Origin of the sequence: Sphingomonas lycopersici, from assembly GCF_026130605.1 — a bacterium.
In the GTDB taxonomy this organism is placed as follows: Bacteria; Pseudomonadota; Alphaproteobacteria; order Sphingomonadales; family Sphingomonadaceae; genus Sphingomonas; species Sphingomonas lycopersici.
Map to the genome: position 1 here is coordinate 455580 of NZ_JANFAU010000003.1, position 16395 is coordinate 471974.

Annotated in this window: 12 protein-coding genes; 3 read left to right on the forward strand and 9 right to left on the reverse strand. The window is 66.0% G+C overall.

All coding sequences use genetic code 11. The annotated features are described in order from the left end of the window. Nucleotides 1-33 precede the first annotated feature (33 nt). Nucleotides 34-960, forward strand: coding sequence for a LysR substrate-binding domain-containing protein (locus NED98_RS08805; protein WP_265312677.1), 927 nt, complete (start codon nucleotides 34-36; stop codon nucleotides 958-960). Nucleotides 961-984: 24 nt separating this feature from the next. On the opposite strand, the gene NED98_RS08810 is transcribed toward NED98_RS08805, so the two are convergent. The 7 genes from NED98_RS08810 to NED98_RS08840 all read right to left on the reverse strand — a co-directional run bounded on the left by NED98_RS08810 (nucleotide 985) and on the right by NED98_RS08840 (nucleotide 11315). Continuing rightward, nucleotides 985-2646: an amidohydrolase gene (locus NED98_RS08810; protein WP_265312678.1), complete on the reverse strand. Its 1662-nt coding sequence runs from the start codon at nucleotides 2644-2646 to the stop codon at nucleotides 985-987. Further along, nucleotides 2643-3263, reverse strand: a complete 621-nt coding sequence (locus tag NED98_RS08815; RefSeq protein ID WP_265312679.1) for an FMN-binding negative transcriptional regulator — start codon at nucleotides 3261-3263, stop codon at nucleotides 2643-2645. The genes NED98_RS08810 and NED98_RS08815 overlap by 4 nt, the downstream gene beginning before the upstream one ends. After that, nucleotides 3260-5065 (reverse strand): N-acyl-D-amino-acid deacylase family protein, encoded by a 1806-nt coding sequence (locus NED98_RS08820; protein WP_265312680.1) that lies wholly within the window; start codon nucleotides 5063-5065, stop codon nucleotides 3260-3262. Before NED98_RS08820 ends, NED98_RS08815 begins: the two co-directional genes overlap by 4 nt. 30 nt (nucleotides 5066-5095) lie before the next feature. Next, on the reverse strand, nucleotides 5096-6628 hold the full coding sequence (locus tag NED98_RS08825; protein WP_265312681.1) for a serine hydrolase domain-containing protein: 1533 nt from the start codon (nucleotides 6626-6628) through the stop codon (nucleotides 5096-5098). Between the two features lie 19 nt (nucleotides 6629-6647). Continuing rightward, entirely contained in the window at nucleotides 6648-9005 is a 2358-nt protein-coding gene (locus NED98_RS08830; RefSeq protein ID WP_265312682.1) for a TonB-dependent receptor, read from the reverse strand. Nucleotides 9006-9108: 103 nt separating this feature from the next. Beyond that, nucleotides 9109-10269, reverse strand: a complete 1161-nt coding sequence (locus NED98_RS08835) for a serine hydrolase domain-containing protein (RefSeq protein WP_265312683.1) — start codon at nucleotides 10267-10269, stop codon at nucleotides 9109-9111. Nucleotides 10270-10547: 278 nt separating this feature from the next. Next, nucleotides 10548-11315 carry an SDR family oxidoreductase gene (locus tag NED98_RS08840; RefSeq protein ID WP_265312684.1) on the reverse strand — a complete coding sequence of 256 codons (768 nt, stop codon included), beginning with the start codon at nucleotides 11313-11315 and terminating at the stop codon, nucleotides 10548-10550. A gap of 94 nt (nucleotides 11316-11409) precedes the next feature. Here NED98_RS08840 and NED98_RS08845 point away from each other — a divergent pair, with 94 nt between their 5' ends. After that, nucleotides 11410-12294 carry an AraC family transcriptional regulator gene (locus NED98_RS08845; protein WP_265312685.1) on the forward strand — a complete coding sequence of 295 codons (885 nt, stop codon included), beginning with the start codon at nucleotides 11410-11412 and terminating at the stop codon, nucleotides 12292-12294. Here NED98_RS08845 and NED98_RS08850 read toward each other — a convergent pair. Together NED98_RS08850 and NED98_RS08855 are read right to left on the reverse strand one after the other, a co-directional pair. Beyond that, the gene (locus NED98_RS08850) at nucleotides 12286-12717 is read right to left on the reverse strand and encodes an ester cyclase (protein WP_265312686.1); all 432 of its coding nucleotides are present in this window, start codon (nucleotides 12715-12717) and stop codon (nucleotides 12286-12288) included. The genes NED98_RS08845 and NED98_RS08850 overlap by 9 nt on opposite strands. Nucleotides 12718-12739: 22 nt before the next feature. Next, nucleotides 12740-13999 (reverse strand): TetR family transcriptional regulator, encoded by a 1260-nt coding sequence (locus NED98_RS08855; protein WP_265312687.1) that lies wholly within the window; start codon nucleotides 13997-13999, stop codon nucleotides 12740-12742. A 107-nt stretch (nucleotides 14000-14106) separates the two neighbouring features. Here NED98_RS08855 and NED98_RS08860 point away from each other — a divergent pair, with 107 nt between their 5' ends. Further along, complete coding sequence (locus NED98_RS08860) at nucleotides 14107-16386, forward strand: TonB-dependent receptor (protein WP_265312688.1); 2280 nt, start codon at nucleotides 14107-14109, stop codon at nucleotides 16384-16386. The last annotated feature ends 9 nt before the right edge of the window (nucleotides 16387-16395 follow it).

Genomic DNA, 16395 nt, shown 5'->3' on the forward strand with positions numbered 1-16395 from the left:
GGCTTCGCTTAGTGTAACCATAAGGTGCATCTTATGTTGTCGGCCGACGACCTCGAACTGTTCGTCACGGTGGGATCGTCGGCGTCATTGGCGGCGGCGGCGCGTACATTGGGGATCACGCCCCCGGCGGTCAGCCAGCGATTGACGCATATCGAGCGCAAGCTGGCGCTGCGGCTGGTCGAGCGATCCAATCGCGGGCTGAAACTGACCAGCGACGGCGAATTGCTGTTCAAACGGGCGAATGAGATTCTGTTGCAGTTCACCCGGATGGAAGACGAGCTCGCCCAGCGCGGCGGCAAGAATGCGGGGGTGTTGCGGGTGGTCGCCCCGCTGGGTTTCGGACGGGCCTATGTCGTGGGGCTGGTGATCGATTATCATGCGACGCATCCCGATGTACGGGTCGATCTCAATCTGTCGGATCGCCCGGGCATCGGGCTCGCCACCGCCTGCGATATCCTGATCCAGATCGGCGAATTGCGCGATAGCGAACAGGTCGCGACGGTGGTCGCGCCCAACCGGCGCTTGCTGTGCGCCGCGCCCGCCTATCTCGATCGCTACGGCGCGCCGGCCGCGCCCGCCGATCTGCGCGATCATCGCTGCATCGCGTTGCGCGAGAATGACGAGGACGTGACCTTGTGGCGGTTCGAGAATGCGCGCGGTGAGCGGATCAACGTCCGGATCGAGCCGTTGCTGTCGAGCAACGACGGCGCGGTGACCAAGGCGCTGGCGCTCGCCGGGGCCGGGATCACGGTCCGATCCGAATGGGACGTGGCGGAGGATATCGCCGCACGGCGACTGGTGCCACTGCTGCCTGGCTGGAAGCTCCCCGATGCCGATATCACTGCGATCCTCGGCCGCCGCGGCGAGCGGGCGGCAAGGGTGGACGATTTTCTCGGTTTGTTGCGTCGCTCGCTACGGCCGGTGCCGTGGCGGCAGCGCGGCGGGCAGGTCGCCGGCTGAGCCGGTGCTGGCCGCGCCCCGCGATCATGCGGCGCTGTAACGCTCGACCCCATCGACGAAGGTGCGCAGGACGCGCGTACCGGAATATTGCGCCGGCGCCGCCGACAACAGGTCGCGATCGAGCACCACGATGTCGGCGAGATAGCCCGGCCGCAATCGGCCGAGCCGATCGTCCTGGAAGCCGGCATAAGCGGCGGTGCGGGTGTAAGCGGTCAGCGCCTGTTCCACCGTCACCCGCTGTTCGGGATGCCAGCCACGGGGATTGTTCCCGTCGATCGTCGCGCGGCGCACCGCCGCGTCGATCCCGGTCAGCGGATCGATCGGCGCGACCGGCCAGTCGGAGCCGAAACAGGTGGCAACCCCTGCCTCCAGCAGCGAGCGGAAGGCGTAGGTGCGCGTCAGCCGTTCCTCGCCGATCCGCTTGACCGCCCATCGCCCGTCGTCGATCGCGTGATAGGGCTGGACCGAGGCGATGACCTTCTGTCGGTGCATCCGCGCAACCGCGCCGGGCGACAGATGCTGCGCATGCTCGATGCGGAACCGGCGGTCGCGTGCGCCGTTGCGGCGGACGGCCTCGGCATAGATGTCGAGCACCGCGTCATTCGCCTCGTCGCCGATCGCATGGGTGGTGATCGCCAGCCCCGCGGCATCGGCCGCAACGACCCATGCCCGCATCGTCTCGACGCTGGTGGACCAGACGCCGCGCGCGGCCGGCGCATCGGCATAGGGCTGGTAGAAGCGCGCGGTGCGGGCACCGAGCGACCCGTCCGAGACGCATTTCATCGCACCCCATCGCACCCAATCGTCGCCGCGCCCTTCCGCTTTGACCAGCGCGGCCATGCGTTGCCAATCCGCCAGCGGTACAAACGAATAGAAGCGCAGACCGGTCGGCCCGGCCGTGCGCAGCCGGCGCACCGCATCGTGAACCGACCAGTCGACTTCGGTATTATGGACCTGCGCGACGCCGCGGGACAGGGCATAAGCGATGCCCGTCTTGATCAGCCTGTCCGCCTCCGCCGGCGCAATCGGCGGGATCGCTTTCAGCACGGCATAAGCGGCATTATCCTTGACGATGCCGGTCGGCTCGCCCCTGGCATCGCGCTCGATCACGCCGCCGGGAATATCGGGCGTGTCGCGGGTAATTCCTGCCAGCTTCAGCGCCACCGAATTGAGCAGCAGCGCGTGGAGATCGGTGCGCGGGATCGCCACCGGCACATCGGCGGTGACGGGATCGATCCAGCCGCGATCGGGCACCGCGCCGCCGAACCTCTGCTCATCCCACGGCCCGCCGAGCAGCCACTGGCCGGGCGAAAGCTGGCGCGCAGCCCGGCCGATCCGCTCGATGAATTCCGCACGCGTGGTTACCGTCAGCAGGTCCGGATGGAGAAGATCCGCCGACCCGCGGAGGAAATGCGTGTGGCAGTCGGTGAACGCCGGCATGACGAACGCACCACCGCAGTCGATCACCCGCGTGCTGCGTCCGATCGAGCCGCGAACAGCGCCGTCGCCGAGTGCGGCGATCCGGTTGCCGGCGATTCCGACGGCGTCGCTACGCCCGCCGCCGCCGGTCCACACCCGGGCGTTGACAAGCGCGGTGTCGAGCAGCCGGCCGGCGGCGAAGGCGGTGCCGCACAACAGCGCCGCGGCGCCCGACAGGATCATGTCCCGGCGATCGACCCGTATCATTTCGGCTCTCCCCCATCGTTCCGCCGGGCGGCGAACCTCTCCATCCAGCTGCGCAATTCAGGATCAGGGTGGTGCGTAACGATCGCGCGAAAGGTTTCGGGCCGCTCGTCCTGCCCCAGCTTGAAACGCCCGTGGACGCTTTCCACCCCGGCGCGGAACCCGATGATCATCGCGGCAAGCTTGTCGCGGCGCGCGCCCAGTTCCGCCGCTCGCCACGGCCTCGCCCGCCCGTGCTCCTCCGCGTCGATCAATGCGTCGAGCGCGGCATCGGTCAGCGCCGCGTCAAAGGCCACGGCCGCGGCGATACGAAGATGCGCGAAGCTCCAGGTCGGCGCCCAATCGCGCCGGCCGGCATGTTCGGGCGAGATATAGCCGTTCGGGCCGCTGAACAGGAACAGCGCGCGCGGATTGGCGGTCAACTGCGCATGGAGCGGGTTGCGGCGCGCCATATGCCCGATCAACGAGACCAGCCGCCCGGCGACATCATATTCGCCGATCATCGGCAGCTGGCAAACCGCGGCGGGGTCGGCTGCATCGCCGATCACCCATGCGAGCGGATAGCCGGCGATCAGCGCCGCGACATCCGCGTCCGAATATCGCTCGAAAGGTCCGCTCACGGTCGGCCTCCGGTGGCGGGGTTCATCGCGCGGCCGGGGGCCGGGCAGCGCTGGTCGGGCCGGCGATCGGGCGACAGCACCTTGCCCGCCAGCGCCAGCGTCCGCTTGCCTCGATCGACCGCAAGACGGCCGTTGACGAGGACATAGTCGATCCCGTCGGGATAGACGCTCGGTTCGAGCGCTGTGGTATTGTCGCGCAGATGCGGCAGATCGATCACCGCGAGATCGGCCTTCATCCCCACCGCGATCCGCCCGCGATCGCCGATATGGAGGATCGTCGCGGGAAGCGCGGTCATCGAGTGCACCGCCTGTTCCAGCGTATCGACGCCTTGCTGCTGGGAATAATAAGCGATGCGGCGCGGGAAGCTGCCGAACAGCCGACGGTTGGTGTTGATATACTTGCGGCTGCCGGTCGCTTCCTCGGGCAGGATGATCCAGCCGTCGGTCGACGTCGCCGCCCAGGGCTGGCGGTAGAAGGTCTTGATATCGTCGTCGAGCATGCTGAACGCGCGCATCCGCGCGCCGCCCGGCAGGCTTGGGTCCCCCTCGCGCTGGAGCGCCAGGACGAGATCGGGCAGATCGAGCTTGCGCAGCGCCATCAGCTCTGAAAGCCGTTTCCCGACATAGGACCGATCGGGATAGGCGAGGACGACGATATTCTCCGGCCCGCCCTTCAGCGCGACGAAGTGGCGGATGTCTTCGATCAGATCTGCGCGACGGGTGGAATCTGCCGTCGCGAGCAGACGGTCGAGCCGCGTCCGATAATCGGATGCCGGCTGTGTCGCCCCATCGGCGCCGAACGCCCAGCGCGGGATGGCGACGAAATCGCCGTCGGAGCCGCTGCTGTCATAAGGATAGACGTCCATGAACACCCGGTCGCCGCGATCGCGCGCCGCCTGCAATTTGGCGACCAGCCGCCTGGCCTCGCCGCGATAGCCGGGGCCCCACGCCTTCATGTGGGTGAACACCACCGTCGCCCCGGCTTCATGCGCAACCGCCAGGACTTCGTCGATCGACTGATCGAGCGTGGGCGGTGGTGCGCCGCGGCTGGTGCTGGGCAGATACCACATCGGCGCGATGCCCTGGCTGCGCAGATGCGGAATGAAGATGCCGTCATAGGCCGGCAGGGCGCGGCCCAATTCGATCAGTTCATGCCGATCGGCGTAACGGCCGCTGTCATATTCCAGGCCCAGCGAAAGGCCGAACGAGCCTTCGCAAGCCATATCGTGGCGGATGATATCCTGCATCCGCCGGATCTCGTCATCGTTCGCGGGCCGCTTCGTGTCGGCCGGTTTCATCACCAGCGCACGCAGCCCGTTATGCCCATTGGTCAGCGCGATGTTCGTGCCGATGCCGAGCGTTCGCATCCGCGCGCCTTCGTCGCGCAGCGAAGCGGGTTGGGCGCCGTCCGGGTTGCCCAGCACCGTCGTTACCCCCTGCGCGGCATAATTCTGCCCCGCACGAAGCCGGGGGTCGGTCGACAGGAAGCCATGTTCGCCCGCTTCGTCGTCGGCGACATGCGCGTGCATGTCGATGAAGCCGGGGGTAACGATCCGCGCTTTGGCGTCGATGATGCGATCGGCGGCGGCGGCGGAAAGGTCGCCGATGGCGGCGATCACCTCGCCGCGAATGCCGATGTCGCCGCGGAAGCGCTTGCCGCCCGTGCCGTCGACGATCTCGCCGCCGCGGATCACGATATCGTAATGGACAGGCGACCCGCTCGGGCGCGACGCTAGTCCCGGCCCCACCGCAATGGTGGCGATCAGCAGCGCAAGCGACGCGCAGGAGAGACGATACGGCATCGGGGTTCCTCTTTTGCCGGGTCGGCGGGATCAGCGGATCAACTGCGCGTCCATCGAATAATCGTCATTGTGGATGACGAGCCCGCTGACCTTGCCGTCATAGCCGCGGACGAACTCGACCTGCTCGACACCGTCGTCGGCCTCGATGAACCAGCTTCCGCCTTCCGGTATCAACGTATCTTCGAGCTTGTTGCCTTCGGAATCGCGATAAGTGACGCGGAGCCGATCCTCGCGCATTGCGATCTCGATGTCCTTTACGTCGAGCGAGAAGGCGAGCGAGCGCTGGCTGGCGATCGTCGATGGCGAAGCGACGCGGTAATGACCGACATAGGCCCGCAGCATGTCGGCGCTGGGCGTCGCCGCGGGAATGGTGATGCTGCCGCCCATCCGCCAGCCCTCGGCGGCGGCGACGGCGCGGCGGATTTCCTTCAGCAGCCCGTCACCGTTTTCGCCGTTGGTAAAGATGACGACGCCGTCGCCGGTGGCGAGATGGCCTTCCATCCACGCCTTGTACGAATCGTTCGATCCGCCGTGCGAGAAGATGCGGTCGACGCCGTGCCCGCTGAGCTGGGGGCCGAGGCCATAAGGGCTGACGCCGACCTCGGTCATCATCTGCTGCGCGGTGGCGTTGGCAAGGAAGGCGCCTTCGCGATCGTTATAGGATCGGATCATCGCGATCACGTAGCGGGCATAATCGGAGGGGGTTGTCCAAAGACCCGACGCGGCGATTTCCGGCATCGATTCGTAACCGCGCGGCAGCGCTCGCGCCGCGCCGTCCGGGCCGTGCGCCTTGGCGATATTGCCCCATTTGTCGGCGATCGTCGCTTCGTAGCTGCTACGCGTCATGCCGAGCGGTTCGAACAGGTAGCGTCGTGCCGCGGCGTTGAACGCGATGCCCGAGACATCCTCGATCAGCAGTTGCTCGACGGTGATGCCGCCCCCCGAATAGCGCCAGTGGCTGCCCGGCACATAGGTCACGCGGACCGGCGCGGTGACCGCCGGGGGGCGACCGTCGAGCGTGTCGAACACCGTCGGCAGTGCCGCGCCCGGCTGGAAATCGGGGAAACCGTGGACGGTGAGCCCGGCGGAATGCGACATAAGCCCGCGCAACGTCACCGGGCTTTGCGCGACCAGATCGTTCGCCGGCACCTTCCAGCGGCGCAGATAGGCGTTCACGTCGCGATCGAGATCGAGGATCCCGGCGTCCACCATCCTGAGCGCGATCCCGGCCGCGGCGACCTTGCTGACCGACCCCACCGAAAACATCGTATCGGCATCGACCTTTTCCGGTCGCCCGCGCTGCAGGACGCCATATCCTTTGGCCCAGAGGAGCTTGCCCCCGCGGATCACCGCGATGCTGACGCCGGGGACGCGCCAGTGCTCCATCCGTTCCTCGATCGTCCAGCGCGCCGGCACCTCGCCGGCGATGTCGAACGCCGGGCGCAGCCCGTTTTCGATTGCCGCTGCGCTTGCCGCCGAATTCGCGGCGCTGGCCTGGGCGTATGCGCCTGGCGCGACGCCAGCGCTCAACATGAGAGCGAGCAGCAAGGAAGGTAATTTCATCGCTCTGCTCCTTTTGCGTTCAATAGCGATACGAAATCGTCGCGCCGATCGTGCGCGGGCGGAAGATCACGTCACGGAACAGCGCCGACGAGATCGGATCGTGGCTGACCGCGAGCCGGTCGCGAGAATTGAACAGGTTGTTGACGAACAGCGACGCGTCGATTCCGTCCTTGCGCACCCCCACCCGCAACGCGGCGACATGGGTTGCGGCCTGGGAAGTGTCGAGCGGATCATAACCGATCGTCGCGACCCGGCCGTAATTCCACCCGGCGCCGTAATTATATTCGCCGTGAAGATAGCCACTGATCCCCGCGCTCGACGCGAGGTCGGTTTCATAATCGCCCGACAGCGAGACGGTCCACGGCGCGACGAAGAGCGGATCGTCCTTCGAGATCACGATCGACCGCGAGCCGTTACGCAGCACGCCGCCGTAGACCGTGTCCTTGTATTTCGCATCGGTGTAGCCGACCGATGCTTCCAGCGTGAGGCCGTGGACCGGGGCGGCGGTAATATGGAGATCGAAGCCGCGGCTGCGCGCGGCGCCGAGATTGCCGATGAAGGTGAAGCCGCACGAATTGAGCGGGATCGAGGCCTGGATATTCTGCCAGTCGATGTAGAAAGCGCTGGTCTCGATCCGCAGCCGGCGGTTGAAGGCGGCGCCCTTGACCCCGGCCTCGTAGCTCCACACCGAGTCCGACTTGTAATCGGCCGGCGCGCCGCTGAGTCCGAGCGCGGCAAGATCCTTGCCGCAGGTCAGCGTCGGCACCGGGTTATTGCCCCCACCGGTCCGAAAGCCCTTCGCCACCGAGGCATAGAGCATCAGATCGCGATCGGGCTTGTATTCGATGCCGAACTTGGGGGTGACCGGGGTTTCCGACTGCCGCGAGCTGCCGCGGGTGACCTCGCCGTTGAACGGGCCGCCCTGCACATTGCTCGAACGGAATTTGGTGCGCGCCACGCGCAACCCGGCGGTAAGCGTGAGCTGTTCGGTCAGGCTGAAGTCGAGCTGGCCGAAACCCGCGATCTGCTTGTCGCGTGATTGGTCATAACCGTAATAGATCACGTTGCCGGGCTGGACGAGCGGAATGCCGAACGCACCCTCGACCGTCGTGCCGAAAAGCGCCTGGGTCAGATCGTCGCCGTTGGTGATATGGACGTCCTCGGTCGCATATTGTTTGGCGTCCTGATAGAATAATCCGAATACCCACTTCAGTCGGCCGGTGCCGTTCGACTGCAGCCGTACTTCCTGCGTGAACACTTTCTGGCGGTTGTTCATCGCCGCGACCGACGGGCTCTTGCTGCGATAGGCGGCAAGATAGTCACCGCCGAGCAATTCCGCAGTATAAGCGGTATAATCCACGTCGAGCGGATTCTTGCGATCGAAATAGGAAGTATTCGAGATCAGCGAAGCCGGCCCCAGATCCCAGTTCGCCGCCAGGCTATAGAGCAGATAGCGATCGCGCGACGGCTGGCGCAATGCCTGCCCGCTCTTGAACACGCCATTTGCCGGGTTCGAAAGATTGCGCCAGATCTGGTTGGAATCGCGGCCCTTGACCTCCTGATACAGGATTGCCGGCGTGATCTTCAGCCGATCGGTCGGCGCGAATTGCAGCGCGCCGCGCAATGAGATCGTCTCGAGCGCGTTGGCATTCTTGTCGATCTGCGCGCCGGTCAGCGGATCGACGCGGTCGATCCAGCCGCCGTCGCGTCGATAGAAACCACTGACGCGGAAGCCGAGCTTATCGTTGACGATCGGGCCGCCGATCGCCGCGCCGACCTCGTTGGTCGGGTCGCCGTGCTCGGTGAACGCCTGCTCGGCGCGCATATAGCCGCTGTATTTGGTCAGCGACGGTTCGGGGGTGATGAAGCGTACCGCGCCACCTTCGGAACCGGCACCGAACAACGTCCCTTGCGGTCCGCGCAGCACCTCGACCCGCTCGACATCGAAGATCGCGGGATAGGCGTTGGAGGAGGTGTTGCCCGCGCCGAGGGTGCGGACCTGGATCGGCGTATCGTCGACATAGATGCCGGTGGTGCCCGCGCCGACCGTCGAGGATATGCCACGGATCGAAATACGGGTCGAACCACCCCAGGCCGGCGTGAAGGTCAGGCCCGGCGTGATCCGGCTGAGATCGCTTACATTGCGGATGCCGCGATCGTCGAGCGCCGCCTGACTCATCGCCGTGATCGCGATCGGGACATCGGCGATCGAGCTTTGGCGACGTGTCGCGGTGACGATGATATCGCCGACGCCGGCGCTGCCCGGCACACCCGTCTGTTCCGCGGCGCCCTGTTGTCCGCTTTCCGCGCGCTGCGCCTGTGCCGCCAGCGGCGCGAGCGCCGCGCCTGTCAGCAACGCCAGTTTCCAGACCGCCATATCGTCCTCCCTTTTGAATGCTGGATAAGAAGCGCGATGTTCTCGCGCGGCGCGCCGATGTCCGCCGCCCAATGGGAAGCGGCCGGGCGTCATTGTCGTTATGTTATCGGTGTCGCGGCCGCCGTCGCGATGTGACCGCAGCAGGCAAGGCCCGGATCACCGCGGCGCGAAACGCGGCCTGTCGTGCATGATGTTCGTCGTCACCGGCATTGGGCCAGGCACTGATCTCGGCGATCACCGTCTCGCGCCGCGGATCGACGTAGATATACTGGCCCATGATGCCGATCGCCGCGAAGGTGCCGGGCGAAGGCACCCACCATTGATAGCCATAGCCCAGATCGCCCTCGGCATGGTCGGTATAAGCGCTGGTCGCCTGCGCCATCCAGCCGCGGGGGAGGATGGGTTTGCCTTCGACCATGCCTCCGCCCATCGCGAACAGGCCGATGCGGCCATAATCCCTGAGCGTGACGTTGAGGCAGCAGCCGCCGATCTCGACTCCACCGTCGGTCACCCAACTCGCGTCGCTCTCCATGCCGTAGCGCCGCCAGATCTTGCGCGACAGATAGTCGGCGAGGGGCTCGCCGACCGCGCGGGTGACGATGATGCCGATCATGTTGCTCTCGCCGGTGCTGTAATGCCAGCGCGTGCCGGGGGGTGCAGCGCGGGGCAGTTTCTGCATCGTCGCGATCAGCGACGCGCCGCTGTCATGCGCCATCGACGCGGCGAGCCGGCCGACATCGGAATCGGGATCGGCATAATCCTCGTTCCACGCGACGCCCGAGCGCATCGTCAACACCTGGCGGATCGTCACCCCGTCATAGGCGCTGCCCTTCAATTCCGGGATATAGCGGGTGACCGGGGCGTCGATGCCGGCGATCTTGCCGTCCGCGATCGCCGCGCCGAGCAACGTCGAGGTCAGCGATTTGGCGATCGAGAAGGATATCCAGCGATCGTGCGGCGTGATCCCCAGCGCATATTTCTCGAGAACGATCCGCCCCTTATGGATGACAAGCAGGCCGGCGGTGCGATTGCGCGCCATATAATCGTCGGCCGAACCGCTTTCCGCCCCGTAGCGATAGGCAGGGCGGATCGCGGCGGCCGCGACGGGCAACGGGCGGACCTTCGCACCGCGCCGCACGATATGCGTTGAGAAGATGCGGTCGATGTGGCGGTAACCCGCGACCTGCGCGTCGCCGCGCCATTGCAGAAGCGCCTCCCGCTTCGGCAGTTGCTCCGCGACCGCGCCGCCAGCCTGCGTTGCCACGGCGATCGCGGCCAATCCGGACAAGAGCTGTAATTTCCCGCGGTACACGGTCCCTCCGCCCCCATTTCGCCTCGTCGGCAATCTTATGGCGACCGCGCGGCGCGCAGCCGTCGCCGGCCAACATCAACCTGACGGTCAGTCGCGGCGTTCGCTTAGGCTTGTATCGCCGCACGGCGCGAGTGCCACACCGCCTCAGCTTACTACTGCCTTAAGATGAAGCTAAACACGGACGCAGCGAGGAGTACGCCGGCAACGTAATTTCTACCGAGCTTCGCGGATCATCCGTCCAGCTCTTTTCGCCGCATCCGGGCCAAGGCGACCGCATCGTCACCCGCGGGAAAGTGCAACGTGCCGGTGGTATCATGGACCGCGCTCCACACCGCCTCGGCGACGTCGCCTTCCTTCGTCGTCATCGGCGGGTTGGCGAAGGCGTCGAGGATCGGCTGCGCGAAATCGGCATAACCGCCGGGGAGAAGGTCCCCGACCGGGATGATCGCATTCGCGCCGAACCGGGTGGTCGGCGCATAGCCCGGCTCGACAAGCTTCACGGAAACGCCGAAATGACCAAGCTCATGCGCGAGCGAGGCCGAGAAGCCCTCGATCGCCTGTTTGGTCGCGGTATAGGCCGCGGCGAGCGGAAATGCGCCGAGCGTCACGCTCGACGTTACGTTGACGAGAATGCCCGATCGCCGCACGCGCATCTGCGGAATGACCGCCCGGCACATCGCCATGACGCCAATCGTATTGGTCTCGATCAGCTGGCGAACCAGCGACATCGGCATCGCCTCGAACGCCCCCACTCCACCGACTCCGGCATTGTTGACCAGCACGTCGATCGGGCCGGCGGCATCGATCAGCGCGGCAATGCTCTCGTCGCTCGTCACGTCGAGCGGCAGGACGCGCAGCCGGCCACTCCGATCGTCGAACAACGCCGGATCGGGGCGCCGCATCGTCGCGACGACATTCCAACCGCGCGACAGAAAGAATTCGGCGGTCGCCTTGCCATAGCCGGACGAGGCACCGGTAATCAGGATCGTTCGGGTCATCATCTGTCTCCTTGGGTCGATTGATACCGAGATAGACAGGCAGGCACGGACGATCTATAATTCAACGTCCAATATTGATTACGGATCGTCCACGATGGATCCCCTGAGCGATATGATTGCGCTGCTTCAGCCGAGCGCCGCCGTGTCGAAGCCGATCTCGGCGCGTGGCGAGTGGGGCGTGTGCTATGCGGCGCATGACGCACCCGGTTTCACGATCGTTCTTGCCGGCGAAGCATGGATCGCATTCGACGGAAAAGAGCCGCTACGCCTCGTCTCCGGCGATTTCGTGCTGCTGCCGACGACTCCGGCGTTTTCGCTCTCGAGCAAGCCGGGCGCCCCCTGCATCGCGGTCGAGCCGCGCAACGCGCCGGTCCGTCACGGCGACCCGCACGGCGACCCCGATTTCGTCGCGCTCGGCGGGAGCTTCGCATTCGAGCGGGTCAATGCGCCGCTGCTGCTCGCGCTGCTCCCCGATCTGATCCATATTCCGGCCGCAGCGGGCCGGGCGACGCGGTTCGGCCGGCTGATCGCGCTGCTGTCGGAAGAATGCGCGTCCGACGATCCGGGCAAGGAACTCGTCATCCGGCGGATGCTCGAAGTGCTGCTGATCGAGGCATTGCGCTGGCGCGCGACCGACGGCGCGGAAGGGCTGCTGCGCGGCATGCGTGACGCGGCGCTGGCGCGGGTGCTTGGCGCGATCCACGCCGACGTGCGCGCCGGGTGGACGGTTGCCGAACTGGCGCGGATCGCCGGCATGTCGCGATCGGCCTTCGCGGCGCGCTTTCACGAAGCCTTGGGGTGTGCGCCGATCGAATATCTCGCACGCTGGCGCATGGCGCTCGCCAAGGATGCGCTGATACGCGGGGCGAAATCGCTTGACCGGATCGCGGACGAGATCGGCTATGAATCGGCCAGCGCGTTCAGCACCGCGTTCCGCAAGAGGCTCGGCTGCTCGCCGGGCCGGTTCCGGTCAGCCTAGCCCAAGCGCGTGGAAGACCTGCATCGGATCGAAATAGGGCCGCTCGCAGATGATCTTGTCGCCGCCCGGCGGAAATTCGAACGACGCGGCCATCCTGACGCGGAAGCGCCGCCCGGTCGGCTCGATCACCCGCCCGCCGACGCGCAGCGGGCCGAGATGCGTACCGGTCAGCCAGAACTCGACCAGCACGGTGTCACCGGCATGAGCGAGCGCGATGATCTCATTGCCCTGATCGGGAAAGGGCGTCCGCGAGGCGCGGAAATAGCCGCGCACCGCCTCTTCGCCGTCATAGACCGTCCCGGTCCCGTACATTTCGTAGCGCGGATGCTCGAAGGTGGCGATCACCGCATCCCAGTCGCACGCGCATTCGAGCGCCATGTGATCGCGCACCGTCTGCAGCCGCCGTTCCGCGAGTTCGTTCATCATCGCTCCCCTGTCTGTTGCTTCAATCGATCGGCTCAGCAGCGGCGGTCAGACCGTAAAGGAAGAAATCCGCTACCTCAGCCGCGGTGCGTTCCGCGCGATCGAGATCCTCGCCCTCGATCCAGCGGCCAAGGAACAGGAACGTCCCCGCCGAGGCAAGCGAGACCGCCTGGGCGTCGAATCGCCGGTTGAGCCCCGCCGCCATGCCGCGTTCGGCAAATCCCACCGAAAGATCGAGCAACGCCGACGCGCGCTGCGAATAGCGCCGCTGATCTTCCGCCGGCAGGCAGCGGAAGAAGATGTTGAGCGACATCGGATGCAGCCCGTAGAGCTGCGCCATCACATTCAACTCCAGCGCGCGCCGTGATTGCTCGATGCTGTCTGCGCCTTCCTCGGCAACGCTCATCAGGCGATCGTAGATTTCGAACCCGCGCTCGAAGCAATGGCGGACCAGCGCGGTCTTGCTCTTGAAGTGATGATAGAAAAGCCCCTTGGTCGCGCCGACCTCAGCCGCCACGTCGTCGAGCGAGACGCCCTCGACCCCGCGCCGATTGAACAGCCGCGACGCCGCGCGCGCCACCTCCTCAATGCGATCGTCTGGCCGCGCGGCAAGGATCGGCGCCAGCAAATTCGCCGCCTCCGCCGGATGCAGCCCGCGCGCCTTGTTGCTGACGATTCCGCGCTCGACCAGCGGCGGCAGTTCCGCCCCGATCCGGGCGGCAAGATTTTCGCCCGCGCGCCCGGTCCACAATTCGCCGAGCGGCGCCCAGAAAACGAGCCCCCAGATCGTCCGCGCCGCGATCGCCGCATCGCAGGCGCGCACCGAGCCGTCGCGCTGGCCCGCGGTGATCAGCGCGGCCAGCCGATCGAACAATTCGTCCTGCCCGCGCTCAACTTCCGCGCGCGCCTCGCCCGACAGCAGATCAAGCTCGGCGGCGATCGCGGCGATCGGCCGGTCATGCCCGATCGCCTCGCGCACGAAACCAGCGACCTTGGCGAGCCCCATGCCGGGGAGCGACATGGCGTCGTGAAGCAGCGCCTGCAGCGCGCCGAGCGACTCGAGATAGCATTGCCGCGCGAGATCCTCCCGCCCGGCGCAATAATTATACAGTGCCGCGCGCGAGACCCCGACGGCGCGCGCGATCGCGGCGAGATCGGCCGCCGCGACCCCGACTCGGCGAAACTCCGCGCACGCTTCCTCCAGGACCGCCGCGCGTCGCGCCGCGCGTGCGGCGTCGCGGAGCGGCTTGCCCGCCGCGCTCCTGTCGATGGTCCGGCTCATCGTCTCATCCGTGCCCGATCGCAAGCATATTGACAACTCGGTATGCCCGGACATACCAATATGTCAGAGATAATAACAGATCGGCATGATCCGATGGGGAGGATATCGTGAGCAGGATCTTTCCGCGCGCGCGCCTTTGCGGGGGCATGATCGCCGGCCTGGCGATCGCCGGCCCTTTATCGCAGGCCTATGCGCAGGCCGTCCCGCCCACGCCGGCCGCCAGTGGGAGCGACGGCGCGGGCGACATCGTCGTCACCGCCTACAAACGCGAGGAACGGCTGCAGAATGTCGGCGCGACGATCGAGGCGCTGTCGGCCGAAACACTGCGCACGTCGCGCATCGCGGGGATCAACGACCTGTCGTCCTATGCCCCCAATGTCGACATCAAGGAGACGGTGCCCGGCGCGCTGCCGACCGTCACGATCCGCGGCATCGGGCTCGACGATTTCAGCACCGTGTCGAGCCCGGCCGCCGGGGTCTATGTCGATGAGATCCCCCTCGCCTCGCCCGGCCTGATGAGCGGCAATCTGTTCGATCTGCAGCGGATCGAGGTGCTGAAAGGGCCGCAGGGCACGCTTTACGGCCGCAACACCACCGCGGGCGCGATCAACATCCTGTCCGCGCCGCCCGAGAAGACATTCGGCTATGCCGCGCGGATCAGCTACGGCAATTACGATACGGTCGATGCCGATGTCATGATCAACGCCCCGCTCGGCGATCGCGCGCAGCTTCGCCTCAGTGGCAAGACGGTGCAGCAGGGCACGGGATATTGGACCAGCTCGCTGCTCGAAAACGGCACGCCGGGGCGCCGCGATATCGGCAGCCGCAACATCTGGCTCGGCCGCGCGGAGCTTGCGCTCCAGCCGACCGACGATCTCGATTTGTTGTTCAAGGTGGAGGGCGAGCGCTCGCGCTCCGAAATGGGCGTGCCGCAATTCAACGGCACGTTCGCCGCCGGGATGCCGTTCGTGCTATGCCCCGCGGTGCTGGCGGGGCATCTCGACAACGGCAATTGCACCGATGCCTATGGCTATCGCCAGACCCGCAGCGACCCCTACAAGGGCGATTGGAAGCGCAGCTTCCCCTATAATATCGATCAGGTGAATTTGCTCGCGAAGATCCGCTATCGCGTAGGCGGGTTCGAACTGACCTCGATCACCGGCTATATCGACTTCAAGCGGCTCTATCACATCGATGTCGATGCCACCCCGCTCGACCAGTTCGACTTTATCGAGAACGAGAAGATCCGCCAGTTCACCCAGGAATTGCGCGTCGGCCGCGAGACAAAGCTTGTCGATATCATCGCCGGCGGTTTCTATTCCTGGGATCGCGTGGCAGGCGACAACACCAATGTGACCGAGCAATGGCCGCTCGTGCTGTTCGGCGCGGCGAGCGGCGCGGGCACGACGACCTATAATCAGGTCACCCGCTCGGCCGCGCTATACGCCAATGCGACGTGGCATTTCGGGCCGCGCGTCGATCTCGTCACCGGGCTACGCTACACCAGCGAGAAGCGGCATTATGTCGGCGGGACGACCTTCGACACGCCCTCGCCGCTGTTCGGCATCAACGACACCTTCATCGACGGCACGATCCGCGACCATAATCTCACCGGGCGGGTCGCGCTCAACTTCCGCCCGCGCGAGGGGGTGCTGCTCTACGCCTCCGCCTCGCGCGGGCGGAAGAGCGGCGGCTTCTTCAGCGGCTTCACCAACAATGATGCCCAGCTCATCCCCTATCGCCCCGAGACGCTCAACGCGTTCGAAGTGGGGGCGAAGACGCAATTCTCGCGGCTGGTGACCTTCAACATCGCGGGCTTCTGGTACGATTATCACGACCCGCAGACCTATGTGCGCTATGTCGACCCGGCAACCGGGCTGTCGGTCCAGAAGGTCGGCAACGTCAGCCACGCGCGCGTATTCGGCAGCGACATCGACATGATCCTGCGCCCGACCGAGCGCTGGACGTTGACCGGCGGCATCGGGCTGCTCGATACGCGTCTCGCCTCGTTCACCACCGCCGCCGGAACGATCCCGGCCGGGAACCGCCTGCCCAATGCACCGACGACCTCGTTCACCGGCCGCATCCGCTACGATCTGCCGGTCGGCGATGCGATGCGCATCAGCTTCCAGGGCGAGACGCGTTATTCGTCGTCGGTGTTCAAGGATGCCGCCAACGACCCGCTGATCGCGGCGGGGCGCTACTGGCTGTTCAACGGCCGCATCGCGCTGACCCATCATGCCGGCTGGGAAGTCGCGATATGGGGCCGCAACCTCACCGACAAGAGATATGAAGTGCAGGGTACCGACCTCGCGACGCTGGGCATCGTCAACAAGAATTACAACGCGCCGCGTACCTTCGGCGTCGAGCTTTCCTGGCGGCATTGATGCGGAGAT

What these genes read in the sequence shown, in the direction of transcription:
- NED98_RS08810 (WP_265312678.1), bottom strand. Translation starts at nt 2,646, where the DNA reads ATGATACGGGTCGATCGCCGGGACATGATCCTGTCGGGCGCCGCGGCG.
- NED98_RS08855 (WP_265312687.1), bottom strand. Translation starts at nt 13,999, where the DNA reads ATGAGCCGGACCATCGACAGGAGCGCGGCGGGCAAGCCGCTCCGCGAC.
- NED98_RS08840 (WP_265312684.1), bottom strand. Translation starts at nt 11,315, where the DNA reads ATGACCCGAACGATCCTGATTACCGGTGCCTCGTCCGGCTATGGCAAG.
- NED98_RS08820 (WP_265312680.1), bottom strand. Translation starts at nt 5,065, where the DNA reads ATGCCGTATCGTCTCTCCTGCGCGTCGCTTGCGCTGCTGATCGCCACC.
- NED98_RS08830 (WP_265312682.1), bottom strand. Translation starts at nt 9,005, where the DNA reads ATGGCGGTCTGGAAACTGGCGTTGCTGACAGGCGCGGCGCTCGCGCCG.
- NED98_RS08850 (WP_265312686.1), bottom strand. Translation starts at nt 12,717, where the DNA reads ATGAACGAACTCGCGGAACGGCGGCTGCAGACGGTGCGCGATCACATG.
- NED98_RS08845 (WP_265312685.1), top strand. Translation starts at nt 11,410, where the DNA reads ATGGATCCCCTGAGCGATATGATTGCGCTGCTTCAGCCGAGCGCCGCC.
- NED98_RS08825 (WP_265312681.1), bottom strand. Translation starts at nt 6,628, where the DNA reads ATGAAATTACCTTCCTTGCTGCTCGCTCTCATGTTGAGCGCTGGCGTC.
- NED98_RS08805 (WP_265312677.1), top strand. Translation starts at nt 34, where the DNA reads ATGTTGTCGGCCGACGACCTCGAACTGTTCGTCACGGTGGGATCGTCG.